Annotated in this window: 21 protein-coding genes; 14 read left to right on the top strand and 7 right to left on the bottom strand. The window is 50.9% G+C overall.

Translation table 11 applies throughout. The features are described from left to right. Positions 1–195: 195 nt before the first annotated feature. Entirely contained in the window at positions 196–1,488 is a 1,293-nt protein-coding gene (locus ACZMIG_RS12235; RefSeq protein ID WP_418873940.1) for an O-acetylhomoserine aminocarboxypropyltransferase/cysteine synthase family protein, read from the bottom strand. Positions 1,489–1,672: 184 nt separating this feature from the next. Here ACZMIG_RS12235 and ACZMIG_RS12230 point away from each other — a divergent pair, with 184 nt between their 5' ends. The 4 genes from ACZMIG_RS12230 to ACZMIG_RS12215 all read left to right on the top strand — a co-directional run bounded on the left by ACZMIG_RS12230 (position 1,673) and on the right by ACZMIG_RS12215 (position 6,551). Further along, positions 1,673–2,146 (top strand): Lrp/AsnC family transcriptional regulator, encoded by a 474-nt coding sequence (locus ACZMIG_RS12230; RefSeq protein WP_021855694.1) that lies wholly within the window; start codon positions 1,673–1,675, stop codon positions 2,144–2,146. 661 nt (positions 2,147–2,807) lie between these two features. Beyond that, positions 2,808–3,722 (top strand): phosphate acyltransferase, encoded by a 915-nt coding sequence (locus ACZMIG_RS12225; RefSeq protein ID WP_418873939.1) that lies wholly within the window; start codon positions 2,808–2,810, stop codon positions 3,720–3,722. A 103-nt stretch (positions 3,723–3,825) separates the two neighbouring features. After that, on the top strand, positions 3,826–4,896 hold the full coding sequence (gene buk / locus ACZMIG_RS12220) for a butyrate kinase (RefSeq protein WP_487889630.1): 1,071 nt from the start codon (positions 3,826–3,828) through the stop codon (positions 4,894–4,896). Between the two features lie 143 nt (positions 4,897–5,039). After that, complete coding sequence (locus ACZMIG_RS12215; RefSeq protein ID WP_418873937.1) at positions 5,040–6,551, top strand: alkaline phosphatase family protein; 1,512 nt, start codon at positions 5,040–5,042, stop codon at positions 6,549–6,551. Here ACZMIG_RS12215 and ACZMIG_RS12210 read toward each other — a convergent pair. Next, a complete protein-coding gene (locus ACZMIG_RS12210; RefSeq protein WP_021855688.1) occupies positions 6,538–7,080 on the bottom strand; it encodes a TlpA family protein disulfide reductase in 543 nt (180 codons plus the stop codon). The two genes, ACZMIG_RS12215 and ACZMIG_RS12210, sit on opposite strands and share 14 nt — an antisense overlap. A 754-nt stretch (positions 7,081–7,834) precedes the next feature. Continuing rightward, positions 7,835–9,430 carry an L-aspartate oxidase gene (nadB, locus tag ACZMIG_RS12205; protein WP_021855687.1) on the bottom strand — a complete coding sequence of 532 codons (1,596 nt, stop codon included), beginning with the start codon at positions 9,428–9,430 and terminating at the stop codon, positions 7,835–7,837. A 137-nt stretch (positions 9,431–9,567) separates the two neighbouring features. Between nadB and ACZMIG_RS12200 the strand changes: the two genes are divergently transcribed. The 7 genes from ACZMIG_RS12200 (at position 9,568) to ACZMIG_RS12170 (ending at position 14,362) form a co-directional block, all read left to right on the top strand. Then, positions 9,568–9,717: a hypothetical protein gene (locus ACZMIG_RS12200; RefSeq protein ID WP_487889629.1), complete on the top strand. Its 150-nt coding sequence runs from the start codon at positions 9,568–9,570 to the stop codon at positions 9,715–9,717. A 14-nt stretch (positions 9,718–9,731) separates the two neighbouring features. Beyond that, positions 9,732–10,160: a PH domain-containing protein gene (locus ACZMIG_RS12195; protein WP_487889628.1), complete on the top strand. Its 429-nt coding sequence runs from the start codon at positions 9,732–9,734 to the stop codon at positions 10,158–10,160. Further along, a complete protein-coding gene (gene dacB / locus ACZMIG_RS12190; protein WP_288950720.1) occupies positions 10,144–11,439 on the top strand; it encodes a D-alanyl-D-alanine carboxypeptidase/D-alanyl-D-alanine endopeptidase in 1,296 nt (431 codons plus the stop codon). Before ACZMIG_RS12195 ends, dacB begins: the two co-directional genes overlap by 17 nt. Before the next feature lie 198 nt (positions 11,440–11,637). After that, a complete protein-coding gene (locus ACZMIG_RS12185; protein WP_021855683.1) occupies positions 11,638–11,859 on the top strand; it encodes a helix-turn-helix transcriptional regulator in 222 nt (73 codons plus the stop codon). Between the two features lie 89 nt (positions 11,860–11,948). Further along, complete coding sequence (locus ACZMIG_RS12180; protein ID WP_021855682.1) at positions 11,949–12,293, top strand: HipA N-terminal domain-containing protein; 345 nt, start codon at positions 11,949–11,951, stop codon at positions 12,291–12,293. 97 nt (positions 12,294–12,390) lie between these two features. Beyond that, positions 12,391–13,329 (top strand): HipA domain-containing protein, encoded by a 939-nt coding sequence (locus ACZMIG_RS12175; RefSeq protein ID WP_053397944.1) that lies wholly within the window; start codon positions 12,391–12,393, stop codon positions 13,327–13,329. A gap of 496 nt (positions 13,330–13,825) precedes the next feature. Further along, positions 13,826–14,362, top strand: a complete 537-nt coding sequence (locus ACZMIG_RS12170) for a hypothetical protein (protein WP_288950716.1) — start codon at positions 13,826–13,828, stop codon at positions 14,360–14,362. A 560-nt stretch (positions 14,363–14,922) separates the two neighbouring features. Here ACZMIG_RS12170 and ACZMIG_RS12165 read toward each other — a convergent pair. The 4 genes from ACZMIG_RS12165 to ACZMIG_RS12150 form a co-directional block, all read right to left on the bottom strand. Further along, positions 14,923–16,653, bottom strand: a complete 1,731-nt coding sequence (locus tag ACZMIG_RS12165; protein WP_487889627.1) for an acyl-CoA dehydrogenase family protein — start codon at positions 16,651–16,653, stop codon at positions 14,923–14,925. A gap of 157 nt (positions 16,654–16,810) precedes the next feature. Further along, positions 16,811–17,833, bottom strand: coding sequence for an electron transfer flavoprotein subunit alpha/FixB family protein (locus ACZMIG_RS12160; protein WP_487889626.1), 1,023 nt, complete (start codon positions 17,831–17,833; stop codon positions 16,811–16,813). A 128-nt stretch (positions 17,834–17,961) separates the two neighbouring features. Further along, a complete protein-coding gene (locus ACZMIG_RS12155; RefSeq protein WP_053397941.1) occupies positions 17,962–18,831 on the bottom strand; it encodes an electron transfer flavoprotein subunit beta/FixA family protein in 870 nt (289 codons plus the stop codon). A gap of 216 nt (positions 18,832–19,047) precedes the next feature. Further along, complete coding sequence (locus tag ACZMIG_RS12150; protein ID WP_021855676.1) at positions 19,048–19,488, bottom strand: META domain-containing protein; 441 nt, start codon at positions 19,486–19,488, stop codon at positions 19,048–19,050. Between the two features lie 968 nt (positions 19,489–20,456). On the opposite strand from ACZMIG_RS12150, the gene dnaG reads away from it, so the two are divergent. The 3 genes from dnaG to ACZMIG_RS12135 all read left to right on the top strand — a co-directional run. Continuing rightward, positions 20,457–22,382 (top strand): DNA primase, encoded by a 1,926-nt coding sequence (gene dnaG / locus ACZMIG_RS12145; RefSeq protein ID WP_053397994.1) that lies wholly within the window; start codon positions 20,457–20,459, stop codon positions 22,380–22,382. 116 nt (positions 22,383–22,498) lie between these two features. Continuing rightward, positions 22,499–23,923: a cardiolipin synthase gene (gene cls, locus ACZMIG_RS12140; protein WP_418873930.1), complete on the top strand. Its 1,425-nt coding sequence runs from the start codon at positions 22,499–22,501 to the stop codon at positions 23,921–23,923. A 740-nt stretch (positions 23,924–24,663) separates the two neighbouring features. Beyond that, positions 24,664–24,908: hypothetical protein (locus tag ACZMIG_RS12135; RefSeq protein ID WP_487889625.1), on the top strand; the 245-nt coding region annotated here is incomplete at its 3' end.

Raw genomic sequence — 24,908 nt, 5'->3', positions numbered from 1 at the left:
CCCCCAATCCGTTATTATGATTAGGTCTGTATTTTTGCTTTATATTGAGCAGCTTTTTGTTGGATCTTTTGCAGGCATAGCGGGCTATGTCAAGAAAAAGCGAACAAAAAGACGCCAATAGAAACAAAAAGGCAGGCTGAAAGCATGAATACACAGAATTGATAAAGCTATGTGCGGCCTAATGACTGATTGGGGTTAGATGCTGTCGAGAGCCTGACTAAGGTCGTCTATAAGGTCGTCTGCATTCTCTATGCCTACCGACAGGCGTATCGTGTTTGCCCCAATGCCCTGGCTAATCTGCTCTTCGGGCGTGAGCTGAGAGTGGGTCGTGCTGGCAGGATGTATCACGAGCGACTTTGCGTCGGCCACGTTTGCCAGCAGAGAGAATATCTTGAGGCTGTCTATAAACCTGAAAGCCTCATGCTTGCCGCCCTTGATGTTGAACGTGAAGATAGAGCCTGCGCCCCTGTCGTAGTATTTTTTGTAGATGTCATGCCCCTTGTGCGACGGCAGCGAGGGGTGGCTCACGCTTTCAACCTTGCTGTGGCTGTCGAGGAAATTTACTATCTTCAGCGTGTTCTCGATGTGCCTTTCAACGCGTAGCGACAGCGTCTCCAGACCCTGCAGCAGCATGAAGGCGTTAAACGGACTTATGGCTGCCCCCGTGTCGCGCAGCAGCGTAGCCCTTATGCGTGTTATGTATGCCGCCCGTCCGGCTGCCTCGGTGAACACCAGTCCGTGATATCCGGCATCGGGACGCGTAAGCTGTTCAAACTTTTGTCCGGCATTCCAGTCAAAGTTTCCGCCGTCTACAATCACTCCTCCTAACGAAGTGCCGTGGCCGCCGATGAACTTCGTGGCCGAGTGCACCACGATGTCGGCGCCGTGCTCTATCGGTCTTATTATATAAGGTGTGCCGAAGGTGTTGTCCACAATCAGCGGCAGGCCGTGCCTGTGGGCAATGTCGGCTATGGCCCTTATGTCCGCCACGTCAGAGTTGGGGTTGCCCAGCGTCTCTATAATCACAGCCTTGGTGTTGTCTCTTATGGCGCTTTCAATGGCGTCGAGATCGTATATGTCCACAAAGGTTACGCTTATGCCATAGTCAGTCAGCATGTGCGCAAGCAGATTATATGTTCCCCCGTATATGTTCTTCTCCGCCACGATGTGGTCGCCCTGCCTTGCCAGGTTCATTACGGCATACGTTATGGCCGCCGCCCCCGATGCCACAGCCAGTGCGCCCACGCCGCCTTCGAGCGCTGCCATGCGTGTCTCGAGCGCCTCCTGCGTGGGGTTGGTCAGCCGGCTGTATATGTTGCCCTGCTGTTTCAGACTGAAGCGCGCCTCGGCGTCGGCAGCGTTGTCAAACACGTATGCCGCCGTCTGATATATGGGCACGGCCCTTGCTCCCGTGGCAGCGTCGGCATGTTCCTGTCCGGCATGCAGCTGCAGCGTCTCAAATCTAAGTTTTCCGTCATTCTTGCTCATGTCGTTTGTCTTGTTAGGGTTATACGTTATCCTTAATGTTGTTTTCGTCCTGCAAAGTTATAAAGTATGGATTATTCTGCCAATATGTGTCTGTAATTTAGAAAATATCACTATATTTGCCTTTGTATTTAGAAAAATAATATTTACAAATGCCGCTTTCGGCATCTAAAAAGAAAAATATTCTATGGCAGCAACAGACAAACTCGACAAGGTAGACCTACAGATATTGCAGGCACTGCAGGATAACGCCCGGCTCACAACACGCGAACTGGCGTCGCGCGTCAGTCTTTCGTCCACACCGGTGTTCGAGCGCCTTAAGCGTCTTGAGCGCGAAGGCTATATAATGAAATATGTGGCCGTGCTCAACGCCGACAAGCTCAACCGCGGCTTCGTGGTGTTCTGCAAGGTAAAGCTGACGCGCCTCAACAGCGATGTGGCAGCCATGTTTGCCGGCGTGGTCAGGTCGCTGACGCAGGTTACTGAGTGCTACAACATCTCCGGCGGATACGACTATCTGCTCAAGGTGAACGTTACCGACATGAAGAGTTACAGGGATTTCATACTCAACGTGCTCGGCCGTCTCGACTATCTGTCGTCTATCGAGAGCGTCTTTGTCATGGACGAGATAAAGCACGACTATGGTCTGTCGCTTATTTAGCGTCCTGCATCTTACAGTCTGTAAGCATCCCGACGCCTTGAAGTACTATTGTGCCGTTTTGTTTGCGTGCGTCGTGCCGGCAGGGTGGGGCGCATGCCGTTCAGTTGCTATGCTTTTGCCTTGTAAAAGGTGACCTTTCGCAGTGTGAAAGATGCCCTTTTGCATCCTGAAAGGATAGCTTTTAGTTTATAACCAAATGCTTGTTGTTTTCTTTTGATTATAGAACTATTTGTAGAGTTTTTGTGATAGATACAAGCAAATACAGGTGTTTTACTTGCGGTTTTTATCTGCCTGTGTCTCTCCGGGTGTGTCTGTCGGGTGCTTTTCGGCCTGTCGGGACAGCCGTTTAGATGGTTCTGCTTTCAATTCGTAACTAACGTTTTGTGTAATAAAGTGCTAATCTTCGAGCTTATTGTAAATATAAGCCATGATATACACCTGTTGGCTGTGTGTTTTAGTGCCGTTGTGATATAAAACACCGCATTTTTCGTATTGATTGGTCTAAGATTCTTTAAAACGCATTATTATTGCTCTAATTATTTTGAAGTTTGCCGTTGAAACACTATCTTTGCACAAAACAAGGCGATTTGTGCAGTTAATGACAGTCCGTGAGTCTGTTCATGCCCGCAAAATCAGTCTATATACTCAAATCTTATTCGCTATGGAATCAATACAAAATTTTGACGACATTGTCAGCCGTCAGTGTTCTGTTACTAACAGAAAGCGTGTGGCAGTAGTCTGCCCGGCCGACTCTCACACTGAATATGTAGTAGGACGATGTCTTAAGGAAGGAATTGCCGACTTCTTGTTGGTGTGTGCTGGTGAGTGTAAACCCGAGTTCGAGCGTCTCCGCTCGATGTATGAGGGACATGTAGAGGTGTATCTGGAGCCTACTCCCGACGATGCGGCCTATAAGGCTGTGGATCTTGTCAGGGAGGGTCAGGCTGCCGTGCTCATGAAGGGCACGCTCAACACCGATAACCTTTTACGCGCCATTCTTAATAAAGAGCACGGACTGCTTGAGCCTGGCAGAGTATTGAGCCATATAACTATTGCCCAGATACCGAGCTACCGCAAGCTTATCGTGTTCTCAGACGCAGCAGTGGTTCCGCGTCCTACTCTCGATCAGTTTGATGCCATACTGCGTTACACCGTCAGCGCAAGTCGCCACATGGGCGTAAGCTGTCCTAACGTGGCTCTTATCAACTGCACAGAGAAGGTGAACGAGAAGTTCCCTCACACAATCTGCTACGAAGAACTGAAGAAGCGTGCAGAGGCAGGCGAGTACGGCGACGTGTGTCTGGGAGGCCCGATGGATGTCAAGACGGCATGCGATGCCGACAGCGGCAGCATCAAGGGTATAACATCGCCCGTTGTGGGCAATGCCGACGTGCTGATATTCCCCAATATCGAGTCGGGCAACGTCTTTTATAAGACAATCACATTGTTTGCAAAAGCCGAGACGGCAGGCATACTCTGCGGTACAACAGTGCCCGTTGTTGTTGCTTCACGTGCCGACTCGTGCGAGTCAAAATATTACAGTCTGGCTCTTGCCTGCACAGGCATACTTGGCTGACGCGCCCTCAGGGCAAAAACATTTCCATGTGAGCGTGGCTGCCTCTGGCGGCCATGCCATAGATAATTGTTCTTTAACTTATCATTTATACAATTTGTCTTGAATGAAAATTTTTGTAATAAACCCTGGCTCTACGTCAACTAAACTTGCTGTTTATGAAGACGAAAAGTCTGTATGGATGACCGGTGCACACCATCCGGTGAGCGAGCTTGCCGCATTCCATCATATCAGTGACCAATACGAATATCGTCGTGATTTCATCCTCAAGTGTCTTGAGGAGGCCGGCATCGAGCTGAAGTTCGACGCCGTTATCGGACGCGGCGGACTGCTGAAGCCTCTTAAGGGAGGCGTTTATGCCGTCAACGACAAGATGAAGCACGACCTCATACATGCCCAGATGGAGCATGCCTGCAACCTCGGAGCGCTCATTGCAGACGAGATTGCCGTGCGCTGCTCTTGTCCGGCATATATAGCCGACCCTGTGGTTGTCGACGAGCTTTGTCCCGAAGCACGCTTCACGGGCATTCCCGGCATGGAGCGCAAGTCGGTGTTCCACGCCCTCAACCAGAAGGCTGTTGCGAGAAGATACGCCGCTTCGATAGGCCGCAAGTATGAAGACCTTAACCTCATCGTCGTGCATCTTGGCGGAGGAATATCTATTGGTGCGCACCGCAAGGGAAAGGTGATTGATGTAAACAACGCCCTCGACGGCGAAGGACCTTTCTCAACAGAGCGTGCGGGCACGCTTCCGGCAGGCCAGCTCGTTGCGATGTGCTTCAGCGGAGAATACACACAGAAGCAGATCAAGCAGATGATAAGCGGCCGCGGAGGTCTCACGGCTTATCTCGGCACCAACGACATGATAACAATCTCGCGCAATGTTGAGGAAGGCGACGAGCACGCCAAGAACGTAGTAGACGCCATGCTCTACACCATCGCCAAGCAGATAGGCGCCATGTATGTGGCCCTTGTAGGAAAGGTGGACGCCATTATCTTTACCGGCGGTATTGCCTACGACACTTATTGCACCGACAGACTGAAGACACAGGTAGAATATATAGCTCCTGTGGTTATCTGTCCGGGCGAGGACGAGATGGGCTCTCTTGCCTACAACGCCCTCGGGGCACTCAGGGGAACGCTGCCGCTGCTCGAGTACACGGGCGAGGATCTGTAACAGAATTTTACTTATTAGCATATACGCAGCACCGCACTTTGTGTGGTGCTGCGTAGCTTAATTGTAACACCGGTGAAACATTCGTGTAAACCGGTGTTGTTAATTTAGCACCCTGAACAAACTGTAATTAATATACACAAAAGATGAAAAGATTTTCTTTACTTGCTAATGCCGTTGCGGCGGTGTTGATGTTCACGGCCTTTGGCAGCGCCAGAGCGTTGGCTGCGGGAGCCGATAGGCCGAAACTCGTTGTGGGAATTGTTGTTGACCAGATGCGCTGGGACTATCTTTACCGTTATTACGACATGTTTGGCGAAGGCGGATTCAGGCGTCTTATGAACGAGGGCTTCAGTTGTGAGAACACGATGATAAACTATGTGCCCTCGATAACGGCAGTTGGCCATGCGTCGATATACACCGGCACCGTGCCTGCCATACACGGAATAGCAGGCAACAACTTCCTGCTGAACGGCAAGATGGTGTACTGCTGCTCCGACTCAACCGTCAGCACAGTGGGCAGCAAGTCGGCTGAGGGCAAGATGTCGCCCCGCAACATGCTCACAACCACCATCGGCGACGAGCTTAAAATAGCCACCGACTTTAAGGCAAAAGTCATCGGCGTGTCGCTCAAAGACCGCGCCGCAATACTCCCTGCAGGACATGCTGCCGACGGAGCTTACTGGATTGACTATTCAACAGGCACCTTCATAAGCAGCACCTACTATATGAAAGAACTGCCGGAGTGGGCCGTTGACTATAACAAGAGCATCGGAAAGGTGACGAAAGACCAGATATGCTACACGCCGCTCGGCAACAAGATAACTGAGGAAATGGCCAAGGCTGCCGTGGCAGGAGAGCAGCTCGGCGGCGACAATGTAACCGACCTGCTTACTGTAAGCTTCTCTTGCACAGACATGATAGGCCATAAGTATGGCACTCACAGCGACAAAACGTGTGAGATTTATGTTGACCTCGACAAGCGTCTGGCCGACCTGTTCGGCTATCTCGACCAGAATGTAGGCAAGGACCAGTATCTCGTGTTCCTCATGGCCGACCACGGAGCTGCCAACAGCATACTTCTGTCGCGCGAACACGGCATTCCTGCCGACGGCTTTGTGGTGCCGAAGGTTGAGAAGGAACTTGACGCGTATCTCATGAACAAGTTCGGTTCAAAGACCAGTCTGGTGCGCTGCATAGACAGCTACAAGGTGTTTATCAACCATGAGGCCGTTGAGGCTATGGCGGTAAGTCTTGACGACGTGAAGAAGGCTGCCATTGAGTGGCTGAAGAAAGACCCGATGTTTGCTTATGTGGTTGACCTTGAGCACGTGTCGGATGCAACGGTTCCTGCACTTATCCGCGAGAAGATTATCAACGGATACAACCGCATGCGCAGCGGCGACATACAGCTGATAGTGCAGCCGGCCAACTATGATGTGTATGGAGAGAAGATTGACGGCGGAACAACTCACGGCACATGGAACCCCTACGACGCGCACATTCCGTTCCTGCTGATGGGATGGCACGTAGAGCCGGGCGAGACTCACGAAAGAGTGTGGATGACAGACATCGTGCCTACGGTGTGCGCCATGATAGACATACAGATTCCTAACGGCAGCATCGGCAGTCCTGTTACAGCCGTTACTGACCGCTAAGACCAAGGGCGGCGAGCCTGCTGCTCATCTCGGCCACGCTGACCGTGCCAAGCACCACGCGGCCGTCTTTGTCGATAAGATATAAGGTGGGAATCCACCTGACGTTATAAGCCGTGGAAATAGAACTCTCTTTCCACGGCTTTAATTCGCTGAACTGAATCCAGCTAAGACCGTTCTCGCTGATATACTGCTGCCATTGGTCTCTGTCGGTGTCGAACGAAACGCCAACAAACACCACGCCCTGCGGAGCATAAGTGGCATACATCTGCTTCATGTTTTCGGTTTCTTTCTGGCAGTCGGGACACCACGACGCCCAAAACTCTATCAGAACATACTGTCCGCGCAGCGAGCTGAGCGCGAAGCCCTCGGGCCGGCTGTCGGTGTATATCATGAAGTCGGGGGCAATGGTGCCTTCTTCCAGCATACCTTTTCCGTATTCGTTGTCGTCGTCTCCGCCTACCGTGCATGAAGCCATGCATAGCAGTGCCGTCAGAAATGCAGTCAGCTTGATTATCAAAGTGTTGTTCATGTTGCCGTGTCTTTTGTTTTTGCCGGCCGGCCTGTTGGTGTGTGCCGTAGCCTGCCGCAAGGTTTAACATGTGTCTCTGTCTGCAAAAATAAGATATTTATGTCACTTCTGCAAGCCGCAGGGCTTACAACTTAATGCTGTCTGACGGTTTTTCTGTGCCTGATCGTATGCGCCTCAGCCTGTTAGGGCAGGTTACGCTTGTCGTGTTTTGTGGCATTGCAAACAGAAAACTTTTTGATTTTGACGCTCTCAGAATGCCCATGCTCTTGGCAAAAGCATGGTTTCGGATGAAAAACTCCAATTTTTTAATGTACTATGTAATGTCTTGTCTATCAGATGGTTATGCTTAAATGTACGATTATGCGTATGGTTTGAGAATGCAAAACGTGGCCTTTTGTATGCCAAAAGCATAGCTTTCATGATGCAAAACGGCACAAATCATGACGCAAACTCACTGCTTTCAGTGTGGAAAACTGATGATTTGTTGGCTATTTTATGCCGATTTTGTGAACGTAAGTTAATGAAATGGGACTTTAGTCAGTATTAAATTAACATCCGTTTAAAGTCCGTCTTCCAGATTACAGAAAACTCTGTACATAATTATCCGCCTTGCCTGCCATGCGAAAAGGCACAAAAAAAGTCTGCCGTCCGTGAGTTAAGGGCGGCAGACTCTTGTCTGTTTTATCATCAGTTTCAGGCGTGCGTCCGGCGTTTGGGCATCTTTCCTCGCGCTGGTAGCAAAGCCCTCGGCTTGTCAGTCTTTCTTGTTGTCGTAGGCGTGGAGCGGATAATCTATCGTGTAGTGAAGTCCGCGGCACTCCTTGCGCTCTATTGCCTGACGCGTAATCAGGTAGCCCACGTTGATCATGTTGCGCAGCTCGCAGATGTCGCGGCTTGCCTTTACGCGCTTAAACAGGGCTTCGGTCTCCTCATACAGCAGGTCGAGGCGGTCCCATGCGCGCTTCAGTCGCAGGTTACTTCTTACTATGCCCACGTAGTTGCTCATGGTCTGGCCAACCTCCTTTACGCTCTGTGTTATGAGAACCTTCTCCTCGTTGGTCATCGTTCCCTCGTCGTTCCACTCGGGAATCTGCGTGTTGAAGCTGTATTCGTCAACATGCTCGAGGCAGTGGCGTGCCGCAGCGTCGGCATATACAACGGCCTCAATCAGCGAGTTGCTTGCCAGACGGTTGCCTCCGTGCAGTCCGGTGCATGAGCATTCGCCTATGGCATACAGGCGGTGTATGCTCGATTCGCCGTTGAGGTCAACCTTGATGCCTCCGCACATATAGTGGGCTGCAGGTCTTACGGGTATATAGTCTTTTGTGATGTCAATGCCTATCGACAGACACTTCTGGTAGATGTTGGGGAAGTGATGCTTGGTTTCCTCTGCGTCCTTGTGCGTAACGTCAAGGCATACGTGGTCAAGTCCGTGAATCTTCATCTCCTTGTCTATAGCGCGTGCAACGATGTCGCGTGGCGCAAGCGACAGGCGCTTGTCGTATTTTTCCATGAACGACTCGCCGTTAGGCAGCCTCAGTATGCCTCCGTAGCCGCGCATTGCCTCGGTGATGAGGTATGCCGGATGAGTCTCTCCGGGATGATAGAGCGCTGTCGGGTGGAACTGTACGAACTCCATGTCCTGCACTGTTCCCTTTGCGCGGTATACCATGGCCTCGCCGTCGCCCGTAGATATAATCGGGTTGGTGGTCGACTGGTACACGGCTCCGCATCCTCCCGTACACATAAGCGTAACCTTGCTCAGGTAAGTGTCCACCTTCTCTGTGTCAGGATTCAGCACGTAGGCACCGTAGCACTCAATGTCAGGTGTGCGTCTTGTCACCTCGATGCCCATATGGTGTTGCGTTATAATCTCTACCGCAAAGTGATTTTCCTTTATTTCTATCTCCGGCGTGTTCCTCACAGCCTCCATCAGGCCTCTCTGTATCTCGGCTCCCGTGTCGTCGGCATGGTGAAGGATACGGAACTCAGAGTGTCCTCCTTCGCGGTGAAGGTCAAACTCTCCGTTCTCTTTCTTGTCGAAGTTCACTCCCCATTTGACGAGTTCTGCTATTTGCGCCGGCGCGTTTCTTACAACTTGCTCCACAGCCTTGCGGTCGCTTATGTAGTCACCCGCAATCATTGTGTCCTCAATGTGCTTTTCAAAGTTGTCCACCTTGAGGTTGGTTACTGACGCTACGCCGCCTTGGGCAAACGCTGTGTTTGCCTCGTCAAGTGTAGTTTTGCAAATAATACATATCTTGCCTTTGTGTGCTCTTGCAATTTTAAGGGCATAGCTCATACCGGCAACTCCTGCGCCGATAATCAAAAAGTCGTATTTGAATACCATAAAGATATATTATAAAACATTTGCAAAAGTAATAAGAATTTTTGAAATTGAGTGTGCCTGATTTCTATTTTTGACATATATAAGGTTACTTTAAAACATCAAAATGCCACTTTTAATGATAAAATAGCTACCTTTGCATGGTCAAAAAAATAGATGTTGGTGGTCCGTGTGGCCTGTCTGCCGGCTTCGTCGGCGCGCTTTTGTCGCCCGCAGGCGTGTTATCTGCCGCTGCGCTGCTTTCGTGCCGTAAGACCGGCAATGGCATTCTGCCATACGGCAAATATTAAAAAACAGTGTTTCAGTGAACCGTTCTTTCCATTATCGTGCGTCGTGGCTCAATTACACGTGCATAGCTATAGTTGCAGGGGCAGCCATATATTCTTTATGGCACCGCTCTGCCGTCAATGCCCTTGTGGGCTTTTTGCTTATGGGTGTCGTCGTCCTGATGATAGAGAGGATAATACATACGGTCTATGTGCTCACGTCCGACGGACGGCTGATTATCAGTCGCGGCCGCTTTTCGCGCAGCCTGTCTGTCCCCGTCAACGAGATTATCCGCATGAGGGTGGTCAGACCCGGTCTGCTTGGCGTGAGATACATCCTTATAGAGTATGGCGCAGGCCATGAAACCACTGTGCAGCCGATCAATGAGGAGGCCTTCATGCGCGAGGTGAGAGACCGGCAGGAGCGCATAAGCTTAAACATTAATAAAGATGAAGATAAAGAATAACAGAAATACAGAATCTGCAATAAAGCTGTTTTTTGCCTTGATGCTGGTTGCCATGGTGTCTGTGACGGGCATGGCAGGCGCGGCAAGCGGGCGCGGAAGCATGGAGGCATATGCCGTTAATGACGAAGACACGGCCGACGCCGACACCGTTATATCCGAAGAAGACCTGCCCTGGCCGGCAAATGTAAAGGCAAGGATAGGCTCGCTTCTTGAGAACGACATGTTCGAGACGTCGACAGTGGGCATTATGGTGTACGACCTTACGGCCGACTCGGCTATATTCTGCCACAACGCGCGGCAGCTTATGCGTCCGGCAAGCTCGCTGAAGATGATGGTGGCTGTGGCCGCGCTCGACAGGCTGGGCTATGGATATAAGTATAAGACCACGCTTTCTTATTCAGGTACGATAGACAGCTGTGTGCTCAGGGGTGATATTTATTGCAAGGGCGACTTTGACCCTGCGTTCACAACGTCCGACCTCAACGACTTCGTAGACAGCCTGAAGAGTCTTGGCATCGACACTATTGCAGGCGACATCTGTGCCGATTTCTCCATGAAAGACGACGACCGCCTTGGCGAGGGATGGTGCTGGGACGACGACAACCCCGTGCTATCGCCGCTGCTAGTATCGCGAAAGGACGAATTTGTGGAGTCGTTCAGAAAGAAACTTGACAGGGCAGGCATCGTCGTAGACGGCAGCGTGCGCTCATGCCGCACGCCCGGCAACGCCCGCAGGATATGCACCGTTGAGCGGGCTATAGGCGACGTGATGATCCGCATGATGAAAAAGAGCGACAATCTTTATTCCGAATCGGTGTTCTATCATTTGGCAGCGTCTTCCGGTTCTTATGCTCCAGCCACGGCTAAGCAGGGCCGCCAGGTTATGAACCGGCTGATTCAGCAGCTCGGCTTCAAGCCTTCAAAGTATTACATTGCCGACGGCAGCGGCCTTTCTCTGTATAATTATGTGTCGCCCGAGCTTGAGGTGGCATTCCTGAAATATGCCTATAAGCATAAAAAGATATATGAGCCGCTGCGCGAGCTCATGCCTGTGGCCGGCGTTGACGGCACGCTCGACGACCGCATGCAGCGCGGATATGCTCGCGGCAACGTGCATGCCAAGACCGGAACCGTTACCGGCGTGAGTGCCCTTGCGGGCTATTGCACGGCTGCCAACGGCCATGTGCTGTGCTTCTCGATAATCAACATGGGCATAAGACACTCGTCTTCGGGCCGCCGTTTTCAAGACCGCGTGTGCGAGGCGCTGTGCCGTCCTTGACCATAAGGCAGGCTAGTCCGTCATGGCTAGCCTGCCTTTTTTAGTTTTTATGCCTAATTTTATTTAATAAAAAGTTTGGTAATATTACTTATGTTTATACCCGATAGGGTGTAATATGAGATAAAATTAATAAAATTATACCCTAAAAGGTATAATTGTTATATTTCTTTTGTATATTTGTACCCAAACGGGTATAAAATGGACGACAGACTGATAGCAGATTTTGTTAAAGAAATGCGAAAGAAGTTTAACCTCACTCAGGTAGACCTGGCCGACAAGTCGGGCGTTGGTCTGCGCTTTGTCCGTGAGCTGGAGCAGGGCAAGCAGACCTTGCGCATGGACAAAGTGAACCAAGTGCTGAGCCTTTTTGGCCGACAGGTGGGTGCCGTGGAGATACGCTCCGGGCGCGAACATGAGTAGGCTGTGCCGTGTGCCGTTATGCGGGGCATGGCCGTATGGCGTGTTTGTCTCCGTGTTTTTTATTCCTTACAGACTAAAACCTTGTGCCTATGAAAACAGCGATAGTATATCTTTACGACCGTCTGGCAGGGCGACTCACTGAAGACGAGAACGGATTTACGTTCTTGTACGACCCCGACTTTCTTGCTTCCGACGGGGCGGAGGCCGTCAGCCTTACACTGCCGCTTACCGACAAGCCTTATCACGACACCGTGCTGTTTCCGTTTTTCGACGGACTTATTCCTGAGGGATGGCTCCTCAACATTGCTGAGAAGAGCTGGAAGATAAACCAGCGCGACCGCATGTCTCTGCTTCTTGCCTGCTGCAAGGACTGCATAGGGGCTGTGAGCGTGGTGCCGGAACAGGACGACAAGGAGGAAGAACGGGAAGAATGAAAAATTAAAAGGTAAAAATTAAAAATTTAAATCCTCTTTCTCGGTGTTCTTTTGTTTATTCAATTATGAATTATGAACTAATAATTATGAATTAACCATGAGGTGTCTTTATTGTTACAAGGAGTTGAAGGAGGGGCAGACCGACTTTCATCCGGCTTGTGCCCGCAAGTTTTTCGGCACGCGCAATGCGCCTTCATTGCCTTATGTCAGGGCGCAGCTGGGCGACCTGGCGCGTCAGGTGGTGCGCAGTCAGACTACGCTTACGGGTGTGCAGGCAAAGCTCTCGCTCGACATCGACCGCGGAGGCAGGAACGAGCCCGACCGCTTTACCATCGTTGGCCTGTGGGGACGCTTCATCCTGAAGCCTCAGACCACCACATACCGCGCGCTGCCCGAGCTTGAAGACCTGACGATGCATCTGGCCGAGGCAGCCAAGATAACCGTCGTTCCGCATAGTCTTATACGCTTCAGCGACGGCGAGCTGTGCTACATAACAAGGCGAATAGACCGCACGGCCGACGGACACAAGATACCGATGGAGGATATGTGCCAGCTGACGGAGAGGCTTACCGAGTATAAATATAAAGGTTCTTACGAGCAGATAGCCAAGGCGATAAAGAAATATTCGGCCACGCCGAAGCTCGATGTGGTAAACTTCTGGGAGGTTGTCGTCTTCTCATGGATAACGGGCAACGCCGACATGCATCTGAAAAACTTCTCGCTTTACAACGCCATGGACGGCTCGTATACGCTCACTCCGGCTTACGACATGCTCTCAACGGCCCTCGTAATGCCCGAGGACACCGAGGAACTGGCTCTGACGCTCAACGGAAAGAAGCGCAAGCTGCGCAAGGCCGACTTCATAAAGTCGATAGCTTCGTCGGGCATTGAGGAGAAGGTGATAGAGAACATGGCGCGCAAGTTCAGCCGCGTGTTGCCTAAGTGGTTTGAGCTTATCGACATGTCGTTCCTGCCGGAAGACATGAAGCATCAGTATAAGACGCTCATCCTGCGCCGCATAATAATGCTGAAATAGTATGCGCCCAGGGCTTGCAGGTAGCGGCTGAGGCAGATGCATATCGTCGGTTAGTCTTGGCCGGTGTGGCGGATGCAGCCCTGCCTGCATGATGCTCTTGCCGCATCATGTCGCCGTTGCTTATGTCTTTCGTAACCTACACATATTCAGCACGTTACAAAAGGCCGTCTTTCACCTTCCGAAAGACGGCCTTTTAGCTTGTAAAAGGTGCCCTTTTGCAGGCTGAAAGATGACCTTTTGCAAAGCGGGTGTTCCCGGTCTTTGCTGTCTGACATTCATTTCGGGGCGTTATCCGTGAAATGTCAGACAAATGTCAGTAAGTTTTTTCACTGCAAAAAAGCCAAATCGTTACTTTTGCATAGTTGCCACAGCTTGCGCCGGGCTGCTGCCGCTCAGCCGTCGGTATGTGTGCCTTCGGCATGCAGACTGAATGTCCGGCAGCAGCGGCAGCATGCTTGCGCAATGTAACAACCCGGATAGTTCAGATTTAAGCATTATGCGAAAGATACTTGTTTTTGCCATCTTGCTCACGGCTTTGGCTTTCGGCATAGACGCCCTTGACCGCAAGGACGATATGCCCGACATGGAACGGCGGCTCATGGAGAGGCTCAATGTGGCGCCGCTTGCAGAATATAAAGACCGCGACTTTGGCTTCGTGGCACGTTATCCCGACATATTCGTAAAGAACAACGACACCACCGGCCGCTATTTCGGATGCTCGCGCTTCGACTTCTGGCAGCTTACGATAGAGTGCTACGTGGTCTACGACAGAAAGGAGCGCGGCTTCAAGGAGTATATGGACTCGATAGCCTCTGCCATGAAGGCCGACTCATGCCGCCGCAGGGGCAACAGCTTTGTGGTGTCGTCGCCGCTTTATGAGGACGGGATGCTCATCGACGGATTCCGTTATTATGCAAAATATGTCAAGGGCGACAATGTATGGTTTGTCTATGCGCTGCATTATCCGGCGGCATACAGCAAGTCGCTCGGCCGTCTGTTCAGTCTTGTAGACGGATGGCAGGTGTGGAAATGAGCGTCATGCGGACGTGCCTGAAACTTTCGTAGTGTGGCGCTGTGCGTTTAACCGTCAACCGTTCATTGCCCGAATTTGATTTATCCTACAGACACATATATGCTCTAAGCCGTTCTAGTCTTTTCCGTTGTCGTCTTGCCGTCTGCCTTTCGTATCGTGGTCGGCAGTCTCTGCCGGAAACATACCGCAACAAAGCAGAATAATGATGGCCGGTTTAGGGGGCGAAAAAGCGTCATGTGACGAGTTGTGATGAGTTGACAATTCAACTCGTCACACTGCATCTTGCTGATATTCTGCATGTTAAGGCCGGTTGTGACGAGTGACGAGTTTTTTAAGAAAAAGTTTTTCTGTCATTCTGCCTGGCAGCGAGTGGCTGCATAAGTCGGGCAGATTGTTATATGGCAGATAACAGAATATGGTAAAAACGAAGCCAGGCACATAGCGGAAACCGGTTCCGTATGTGCCTGGCTGTTGTTGTTACGCGTAGTAACGTATCAAATAAAAAGACTTTCAGATATCTTTGCCGAGACCGTCTTCATGTCTTTTCGTTTGTTCATTGTTTATTCCTCTGCGGCTTTCTCCTCAACTGCGCGGAAGTTTACCAAGTCTTCCTCGATGAAGCTCTTTACATAAGCAGAGTGGCCGATCACCTCAGCCTCAGCATGGCGTACATATACGTTGGCGCTCTTTGTGAAGAGGTGAGGAGCACGTGTGGCGTCGCTCAATATGAGCAGTGACATGATTATGTCGCCGGTCATCTCGTACAGACGGCGTGCAAGGAAATCCTGAACCTCTTGGTTGCCTGCCTCCTTTACATAGTTTACGGCCTGCTCATAGAGTTCTGTCATCTTGGCAACGCGTACCTGCAGCGGCTTCAGCTCTTCGGCAACCTCTTCAGCCAGCATCTCCTTGATGATAGAGAGGTAAGTTCCGTTGGTGATGTAGCGTATAGCGGCAACCACCTGCAGCTGTGTCGTACCCTCGTAGATAGAGAAGATACGTGCATCGCGGTAGAGGCGCTGGCTCTTATACTCCATGATGAAGCCCGAACCGCCGTGAACCTGTATTGCGTCGTAGGCGTTCTGGTTTACATATTCAGAGTTCATACCCTTTGCCAGCGGTGTGAATGCGTCTGCCAGACGTGTGTAGGTCTTCATCTCCTGGCGCTCCTCAGGTGTGAGCTTGCGCTCCTTCGAGATGTCCTCGAGAGCCTTGTAGAGGTCAACGTAGCGTGCTGTCTGATACAGAATGCTGCGTCCGGCGTCGAGTTTTGCCTTCATGCGTGCCAGCATGTCGTATACGGCCGGGAAGTTAATGATGGCCTTGTCAAACTGCTTGCGCTCCTTGGCGTATGCAAGAGCTTCGTTGTATGCAGCCTGGCTTACGCCCACGCTTTGTGCTGCGATGCCCAGACGTGCGCCGTTCATAAGTGCCATTACATATTTGATAAGACCCATGCGTGTGCTTCCGCAAAGCTCAGCCTTGGCGTTCTTGTATACAAGCTCGCAGGTAGGTGAGCCGTGGATACCCAGCTTGTTCTCAATGTGGCGCACTGTTACGCCGCCCAGACGCTTGTCATAGATAAACATTGACAGTCCGCGGCCGTCGTGTGTGCCGGCTTCGCTTCTTGCCAGAACGAGGTGGATGTCAGAGTCGCCGTTGGTGATGAAGCGCTTTACGCCGTTGAGCAGCCAGCAGCCTTCTTCCTCGCTGTATGTTGCCTTGAGCATTACGCGCTGCAGGTCGGAACCTGCATCGGGCTCTGTGAGGTCCATACTCATTGTCTCGCCTGCGCAGACACGCGGAATATACTTCTGGCGCTGCTCCTCGTTGCCGAACTCATAGAGAGTCTCTATACAGTCCTGAAGGCTCCATATGTTCTGGAAGCCGGCGTCGGCTGCGGCAACAATCTCAGAAGCCATAGAGTAGGGAGTTACCGGCATGTTGAGGCCGCCGTAACGGCGAGGCATTGATATGCCCCAGAGTCCTGCCTTGCGTGTAACGTCAAGGTTCTCGTAGGTCTTCGATGCGTAGTGCATGCGTCCGTCAACGAGGTGCGGACCCTCGAGGTCTACTTCCTCACTGTTGGGCTCGAGCACGTTGGCAGCAATGTCGCCTGTAATCTCAAGCACTCTTTTATAATTCTCCAAAGCGTCCTGATAGTCAACAGGTGCGTCTGCATATTCATCCTTGTCGGCGAAGTTGCGCTCCTTCAGTTCGACAATCCTTTTCATTAAAGGATGGTTGAGGTGAAACTCAAACTCAGGATGGTCTGTATAATAGTTTGCCATTGTTGTTATTCTTTTTATGAGATAAATGGGAGCTGTGTTGCGGCTGGCGTCGTGTCAGGGCCTTGCCTTGTGTCTGCCGCCGTGCGCCGGCTGTCGCGATGCGTAGGGCATGCTGTGCCGGCTTGTGGCTGTGAGGCTCAACTCCCGGTTTATTTGATTATTTGCTGTTCTGCTTGTAATACTTGATGAGTTTCGGAACCACGTCTTCAACGTTGCCTACGATTACGTAGTCGGCAATCAGGTTGATAGGAGCGTCGGGGTCGTTGTTCACCGAGATGATGATGCCTGAGTCCTGCATGCCGGCTATGTGCTGTATCTGGCCTGAGATACCGCAGGCGATATATACTTTAGGATGAACGGTTACACCGGTCTGTCCGATCTGTCTGTCGTGGTCAACGAAGCCTGCGTCAACAGCGGCGCGGCTTGCTCCAACCTCTCCGTGAAGTTCCTTTGCCAGCTTGAACAGCATGTCGAAGCCTTCCTTGCTGCCTACGCCGTAGCCTCCGGCAACAACGATGGGTGCGCCTTTAAGGTTGTTCTTAGCCTTCTCAACATGGCGGTCGATAACCTTTACGATATAGTCGGTTGTGGGAACATACTTCGCAACGTCGGCATAAACCACCTCGCCCTTGTAGTTCTCGTCGAGAATCTCGCGCTTCATCACGCCCTCGCGCACTGTAGCCATCTGCGGACGGTGGTCAGGGTTGACGATAGTGGCAACGATGTTTCCGCCGAAAGCGGGGCGTATCTGATACAGGAGGTTCTCATAGTGCTTGCCTGTCTTCTTGTCGTCGTAGTCGCCAATCTCGAGCTGTGTGCAGTCTGCGGTGAGTCCGCTTGTGAGAGATGACGATACGCGCGGACCGAGGTCGCGGCCTATTACGGTTGCTCCCATGAGGCAAATCTGCGGCTGTTCTTCCTTGAACAGATTTACCAGGATAGATGTATGCGGTGCGGATGTGTAGGGGAACAGTCCTTCAGCGTCGAATACAAACAGCTTGTCGACGCCGTAGGGCAGTATCTGGCTTTCCACTTTGCCCTTGATGCCTGTACCGGCAACCACGGCGTTGAGCTCAACACCGAGCTGGTTGGCCAGCTTGCGTCCTTTGGTGAGTAATTCTTGAGATACTTCGGCAACGGCAGTACCCTCTATTTCGCAATAAACAAAAACGTTATTCATAATTTACTTGCTTTATTTGTGAAAGAAAACCGGGAACGTGTCCTTGTGCATTTCTGTGGTATCATGCGTCCGCAGTTGCCGTTAAGGCGGCGGAAGGCATGTGCGGCGGGCAGTTCCTCAGGTTCTTTTTATCCAATAATCTTTTCGTCCAACAGTTCTTTGATGAGGCAGTCGATCTCGTCGTCACAGCATGTGAGAGTCTTGCATTCCTTTGCCTGGAACACGATGTTCTTAACGGCTTTCACCTTTGTGGGCGAGCCTGCCAGTCCGCACTGCTGCGGGTCGCCGTCAACGTCGGCCACTGACCATTGGTTAAGTGTAAGATAAGGACGCTTCTCGTAGAGCTCGGCATAAGGCATGTCGGGTGTGCGCTCGAGCGGAACGGTGGCGTATTTGTATTTCATAACGAGTTTTGCGTTGCAGGGGCGGCATGGTGCTGCGCTTCCGTTTACGGTTATCAGCACGGGCATCGGAGTCTCTACTGTTTCAACGCCTCCGTCGATGTGGCGGCGTATGGTGAGCTTTCCGTCCTCGCATTTCAGTATTTCCTCTGCATAGGTAACCTGAGCGAGACCCAGCTTCTGAGCCACCTGAGGTCCTACTTGTGCGGTGTCGCCGTCGATAGCCTGACGTCCGCCTATGATGATGTCGGCTCCGCCAATCTTCTTGATGGCTGTAGCCAGTGCGTAAGAAGTGGCCAGGGTGTCAGCTCCGGCAAACAGGCGGTCGGTAAGCAGCCAGCCTGTGTCGGCTCCACGATAAAGTCCCTGACGGATTATTTCGGCTGCACGCGGAGGTCCCATGGTGAGGATTCCTACGGTTGAGCCCGGATTCTGTTCTTTCAGTCTGAGTGCCTGTTCAAGGGCATTAAGGTCTTCAGGGTTAAAGATTGCCGGCAGCGCGGCGCGGTTAACAGTGCCTTCGGCTGTCATCGCATCTTTGCCCACATTCCTCGTGTCGGGTACTTGTTTTGCAAGTACGATGATTTTCAAATTCATAGATTAAGCTTATAATGTAAATTCTTAGATTGCAAAAATACACTATTTTTGCTTTTTGACAAAAAAAACGGGCAAAAACGTACGTTTTTACCCGTGTATTTAAACCCTTTTAAACGGTTGCGGCATGTGCAACGCGCGTTGTGTCCGCACACATAATAATGCTCTGTTTCACTGATGTCAGGCGCTGATGCCGCCTCACCGTCTTGCAGGCTGTTGTTACTTGTTGCGCTTCTGCAGAGTCATCAGCACTTTTCCGTCGGCTGACTTCAGCGTAAGCGTGCTGTTGTCCTTCAGCTCGTAAGCCTTAACTTCGTTGACAGCCTTGAGCACCTGCTCCTCGGTCTTCATGTCGTGGCACATCATCCGTGTGCTGCCTACTGTGCCGAAAGATATCGTGCCCTTCTTTGCGTCAGCGTCAAGCTGGCCGAAGATGCGGTTGCAGCTTGTGCTTCCGTACATGCTCTTCTTTTCAACGTCGAATCCTATGAAGGCTTCGTTGTCGTTGTCTGCCTTTGTTATGCTTTGACCGTTAACTTCGGTTATTTTCCATTCTCCGTTTAGTGCAGACACTGATGATGCAGCGCTGTTAGATGTCTTGCATGACGTTGTGGCTGCGAGCAGTCCTGCCATGCATAATGCTACAAATACTTTTTTCATTCCTTTTACTCTTTATTGTTAATAAAATGTTGTCTTTCAGGCTTTTGCCGGTTGCGTCCGGTCTTTCTGGCCGGTGCTTCCAGCCTGATTGCAGTGGCCTTTTTGACCATTTGGGGTGCAAATTTAAGTAAATTATCGATGAAAAAGTAAAATAAAGACCATAAATAACTAATGTTTCGCATAATTCCGTTTTTTTTGCATATTGTCTTATGCGTGGTCATGACGCCTTCCGTATGCCGTTGCGTCAGTGGTGCGGCGCGCCTTTTCCGGCAGCTTTGCAGCGATGAAAATTCATGTCGTTTAATCGGCTGCTTTGCTTACATATTGATTTCTGCTGACGCTTCCGTACTGCGATATTTGCAGATAAAACTCCGCCGGACGAGAATAATGCAGATATTGGTGTGCAGCGTGTAAGGCGCACTTCTACAGTGGTTTACGGGCTACTGCTGTCGACGTGTGCATCTTTTTGATGCGCTTTATTGGCTGAAAGCATGCCTTTTGCATGTCGAAAGTTGCCGTTTCGGGTTGTGATTTGCACTCTTTTAGGTATTAAAAAGCACTGTGTTATATCGGCGGTGCAGTTCGTTTTTGCTGCTGTGTTGGTCGTTTTGTCGTGTTGAGGCTGCCGGTCTGCGTTGCGCCTCGTGGCTTTCGGTGCGGATATTTCTCTAGAATGGTCAGTAAAGTTGTATTTTCTCTGTTTACGTTTTGCGCGTCATGCTGCTCCGCCGGTTTGCAAAGTGTCATTCTGACGTCATGGCTCACTTTGTCCATAATATCCCGTAATGCCTTCATGACAGGTCTGTTTGCCGTTCCGTCGTACCGATAAATATATGTTCCGATTATACAAAAATCAGTCGGCCATTTGCTTATCTCGCTATTTATATTTAATTTTGCATTAGTTCGTCCGCAGCCGTTCCGTCTGCCTAAGGCGGCAGGGCGGTGATATGCCGGACGTTTTAATGCTTATGATAGATCAGGCAACGATAGACAAGATAATGGATGCCGCCAACATTGTTGACGTGGTGTCTGAGTTTGTTTCGCTCCGCAAGGCGGGCGTAAACTATAAGGGACTGTGCCCCTTCCATAACGAGAAGACTCCTTCGTTCGTGGTGTCGCCCGCCAAGGGCTACTGCCACTGCTTTTCGTGCGGCAAGGGCGGCAATCCCGTAGGCTTCATCATGGAGCACGAACAGATGACATATCCCGAGGCGCTGAGGTGGCTTGCCAAGAAATATCACATAGAGATACAGGAACGCGAACTCTCGGACGAGGAGAAGCGCGAGGCGAGCGAGCGCGAGAGTATGTTCATCGTGAACGACTGGGCGCTTAAATACTTCCAGGACAACCTGATGAACACCCGCGACGGGCAGGCCATCGGCATGCAGTATTTCCGTTCGCGCGGATTCCGCGACGACACGATATATAAGTTCCAGCTGGGCTATGCGCTGCCTGAACGCGACGCGCTGGCACGTGCAGCCCTGGCAAAAGGCTTCAAGGAGCAGTTTCTGATAGAGACCGGCTTGTGCTACCGTAAGGAGAACGGACAGCTTCAGGACAGATATGCCGGCCGTGTGATATTTCCCGTGCATACAATAACGGGGCGCGTGGTGGCCTTCGGCGGGCGCATACTTACCAACGATAAAAATGTGGCAAAGTATGTCAACTCGCCCGAGTCGCAGATATACCACAAGAGCAACGAGCTCTACGGCATATATCAGGCCAAGCAGGCTATAACGCGAAACGACCGCTGCTATCTCGTCGAGGGATATATCGACGTTACATCGATGCACCAGAGCGGCGTAGAAAACGTAGTGGCATCGTCGGGAACATCGCTCACCACGGGGCAGATACGCCTCATACGCCGCTTTACGAAAAACATCACCGTGCTCTACGACGGCGACTCTGCCGGCATACATGCTTCTATACGAGGCATAGACATGCTCCTGGCCGAGGGAATGAACGTAAAGGTGCTGCTGTTGCCCGACGGCGACGACCCCGACAGCTTTGCGCGTAAGCACACTGCACAGGAGTTTCGCGACTATATCGAAGCGCATCAGACCGACTTCATCGAGTTTAAGACCAACCTGCTGCTAAAGGGCGTAACCGACCCGATAAAGCGCTCGCAGGCCATAAGCAGCATTATCAAGAGCGTGTCTGTAATAGACGACCAGATAACCAGGGCCACATACATGACCGAATGTTCACACCGGCTTGGCATAAACGAGGCTACGCTCGTTAGCACTGTCAACAAGTTTATACAGGGCGAGATGGAGGAGCAGCTCAAGGAGGCAAGGCGCGAGGAGGCAAGAGCCGCCGCACAGCCGCCTGCAGTGGAGGTAGACGCCAAGTCGGATGTAGAGTCGAAGGTAGAATACATGCTCACGCAGATGGTGGTACGCCACGGCAACGAGGTGCTATATAAAGATGTGGAGACCGAGGACGGCGGAAAGATCAACCTGAGCGTGTCGCAGTATATCAGCTACGACCTCGGGGCAGACGGACTCAAGTTTCACAACGAGCTTTACAACCGCATACTGCAGGAAGCCGTTGAACACAACGACGACGAAGGCTTCAACTCAGAGGCCTACTTCACCCATCATCCCGACATCGAAGTGAGCCGCGTGGCCACCGACATGGCTATCGACCATTTTCAACTGAGCCGCAGCCTGCAGGTGAAGAGAGATGAGGACACGCTCCGCAACCAGGTGATACATCTCATACTCGACTTCCGCCTTGACTATGTTGAGCATAAGATGGAAGACCTGAAGCGCGAGATAACCCAGGCATCAGGCGACACCGAAAAGATGATGAGCCTCATGGCCGAATATAAGGACATGCAGGGCATACGCAACTCGATAGCCAAAGAACTCGGCAGCGAGATAATCGTGTGACGTAGCATCTCATGCAGCATCATGCTGCGTGGCCGGACGTTGCACTCAGGCAGTGAGAATACAGCCGCAGGCATCTTGCGTGCAGGCGGAATAGATAACGTAAAAAGGCATACCGTATGATTTACGTACACTGGATATTCTTCTTGCTCTATGCATTCATAGTGATAGCAGCAATGGTAGCCGTGCTCATGGACAACCGTCAGCCGGCCAAGACCATGGCGTGGATACTCGTGCTTGTATTCCTTCCCGTTGTGGGCTTCGTGCTATATTTCTTCTTCGGGCAGAACACACGCAAGGAGAAGCTCATTAGCCAGCAGAGCATGGACCAGCTGACAAAGCGCTCCATGCTCGGATTTGCCGAGCAGCAAAACCTCGTGCTGCCTGACGAGCACAGCGTGCTCATAAAGCTCTTTGCCAGCCAAAACTGGGCTTTGCCTTTCAAGAACAATGAGACCGACATCTATACCGACGGCTGCGGATTCTTTCATGCTCTGCTGCGCGACATCTCCCAAGCCCGCCATCACATACATCTCGAGACCTATATTATATGCGACGACCCTCTGGGCTGTCTCGTTTCCGACGCACTCATTGCCAAGGCAAAAGAGGGCGTTGAGGTGCGTTTCATCTACGACGACGTGGGCTGCTGGAACGTTCCCAATTCGTTCTTCGAGCGTATGCGCAATGCCGGAATAGACGTGCATGCCTTCATGCCGGTCAAGTTTCCTGCATTTACCAGCAAGGTCAACTACCGAAACCACCGCAAGCTGTGCGTTATAGACGGCCGCGTGGGCTTTATCGGCGGCATGAACATAGCCCTGCGATATATCAAGGGCCGCAACGGAACCGCATGGCGCGACACTCATCTGCGCATAAGGGGCGGCGCCGTCTACGGCATACAGCGCGCCTTCCTTGTCGACTGGTTTTTCGTCGACCGCACGCTCATCAGCAACCGCTGCTATTATCCGCCCCACGACGACATCCGCCCTAACGACTGCATAATGCAGATAGTTACCAGCAGCCCTATCAGTCCGTGGCCCGAGATGATGCAGGGGTATGTCCGCATACTGCTGGAGGCAAAGAAATATGTATATATGGAGACGCCATATTTCCTGCCAACCGAACCGGTGCTCTTTGCCATGCGCACCGCAGCCCTTGCCGGAGTAGACGTAAGGCTGATGGTTCCGCTGCACTCCGACGCCAAATTCGTTGAGTGGGCAAGCCGTTCATACGTGCAGGAGAGCGTTGATGCCGGTGTTAAGGTCTATCTGTATAAGCCCGGTTTCAACCATTCAAAGCTGCTTGTCAGCGACGACAGCCTGTCAACCTGCGGTTCTACCAACATCGATTTCCGCAGCTTCGACAACAATTTTGAAGTCAACGCCTTTATCTACGACCGTGATATGGCCCTTCGCATCAAGTCGGTCTTTATGGAAGACGTGAAGCAGTGTGTCGACTATGAAAAGTATATGAGTACGCGCCGTCTTTCGTTCCCTCACCGTTTGCTTGAGTCGCTGATGCGTGTGTTCTCGCCGCTGATGTGATTTTCAGTCAATATTTCCTTAATGTCTTTCTTGTCTTTAGTCTCGTGTATAGCCTGTTTTTCCGGCAGTCCACGGCCGGGATATTTTTATGTTGACGTCTGCCTCTGCTTGTTCAGGCGGCAAGCCGCAAATAGTAAACAAAAAGACGGCTGAAAACATAAGTTTAATTGTATAATATAAACCCAATATACTGCCAGCCGACCGTTTGTCTATAAAATCGTTTCAATGCTAGACAAATTGGCGATTGTGTGTAAAAATAATACCGTGTGACATAAAAAATAAACATAAAAACTTTTTTATTTGATATAATATTGTTATTTTTGCCACCGACGATGCCAGTTCCCTGGGAACGGGCGGGGTCATAACATCGATGGATTGAAGTTTAGGCATTTTTAGGATGCTGACTTCAGAAAGGCGTTTACGGACGTTAATTCTGTGCTCTCAAAACTTCGCAAACTTTGAATCAGCTCACAGAAATAATGCAACGGAACGTCTGCGTGGGTGAATTATATCCCAATGATGGCCATATAAGTTTTATATGGCTGTGTGTTGTATATATAATTCCACTTGGCGTGGGCTGGCTGCGTTGCTTATCCTTGAGTTGAGGCAATGCGAAGGCCTGAGAGCAGGGATGGGCGAGAAGTAGAAACTCCCATGCCTTTTTTGTTTCCATTAATCTAATACCAGTTTGTTAACGCTGAATTTGGGGAGTATAAGAAGCAACCTAAAACTTAAATGCTATGAGTGAAATGATGTTGTCGTTGCTGGCTTTGTCTCCTTTGTCATTGTTAAGTTTTAGTTTTGCGCCATGCGGATTTTTTAAATGTGAGAATGATAGTGGTGTAAACCAAAACAGATATCTGTTACAGCTTATCGGTGAATTCAGGGCTCACCCGATAAATAGTGGGGAAAGAAAAAAAATCTTATCTTTGCATCATGGAAAATTCAATGTTAGAGTCTTTGGTAAGCTTCATGCTGCCATCCA

The organism is Xylanibacter sp., assembly GCF_057607445.1.
Note: the sequence above shows the minus strand (reverse complement) of the source record. Positions and strands in the feature narration are given on the sequence as shown.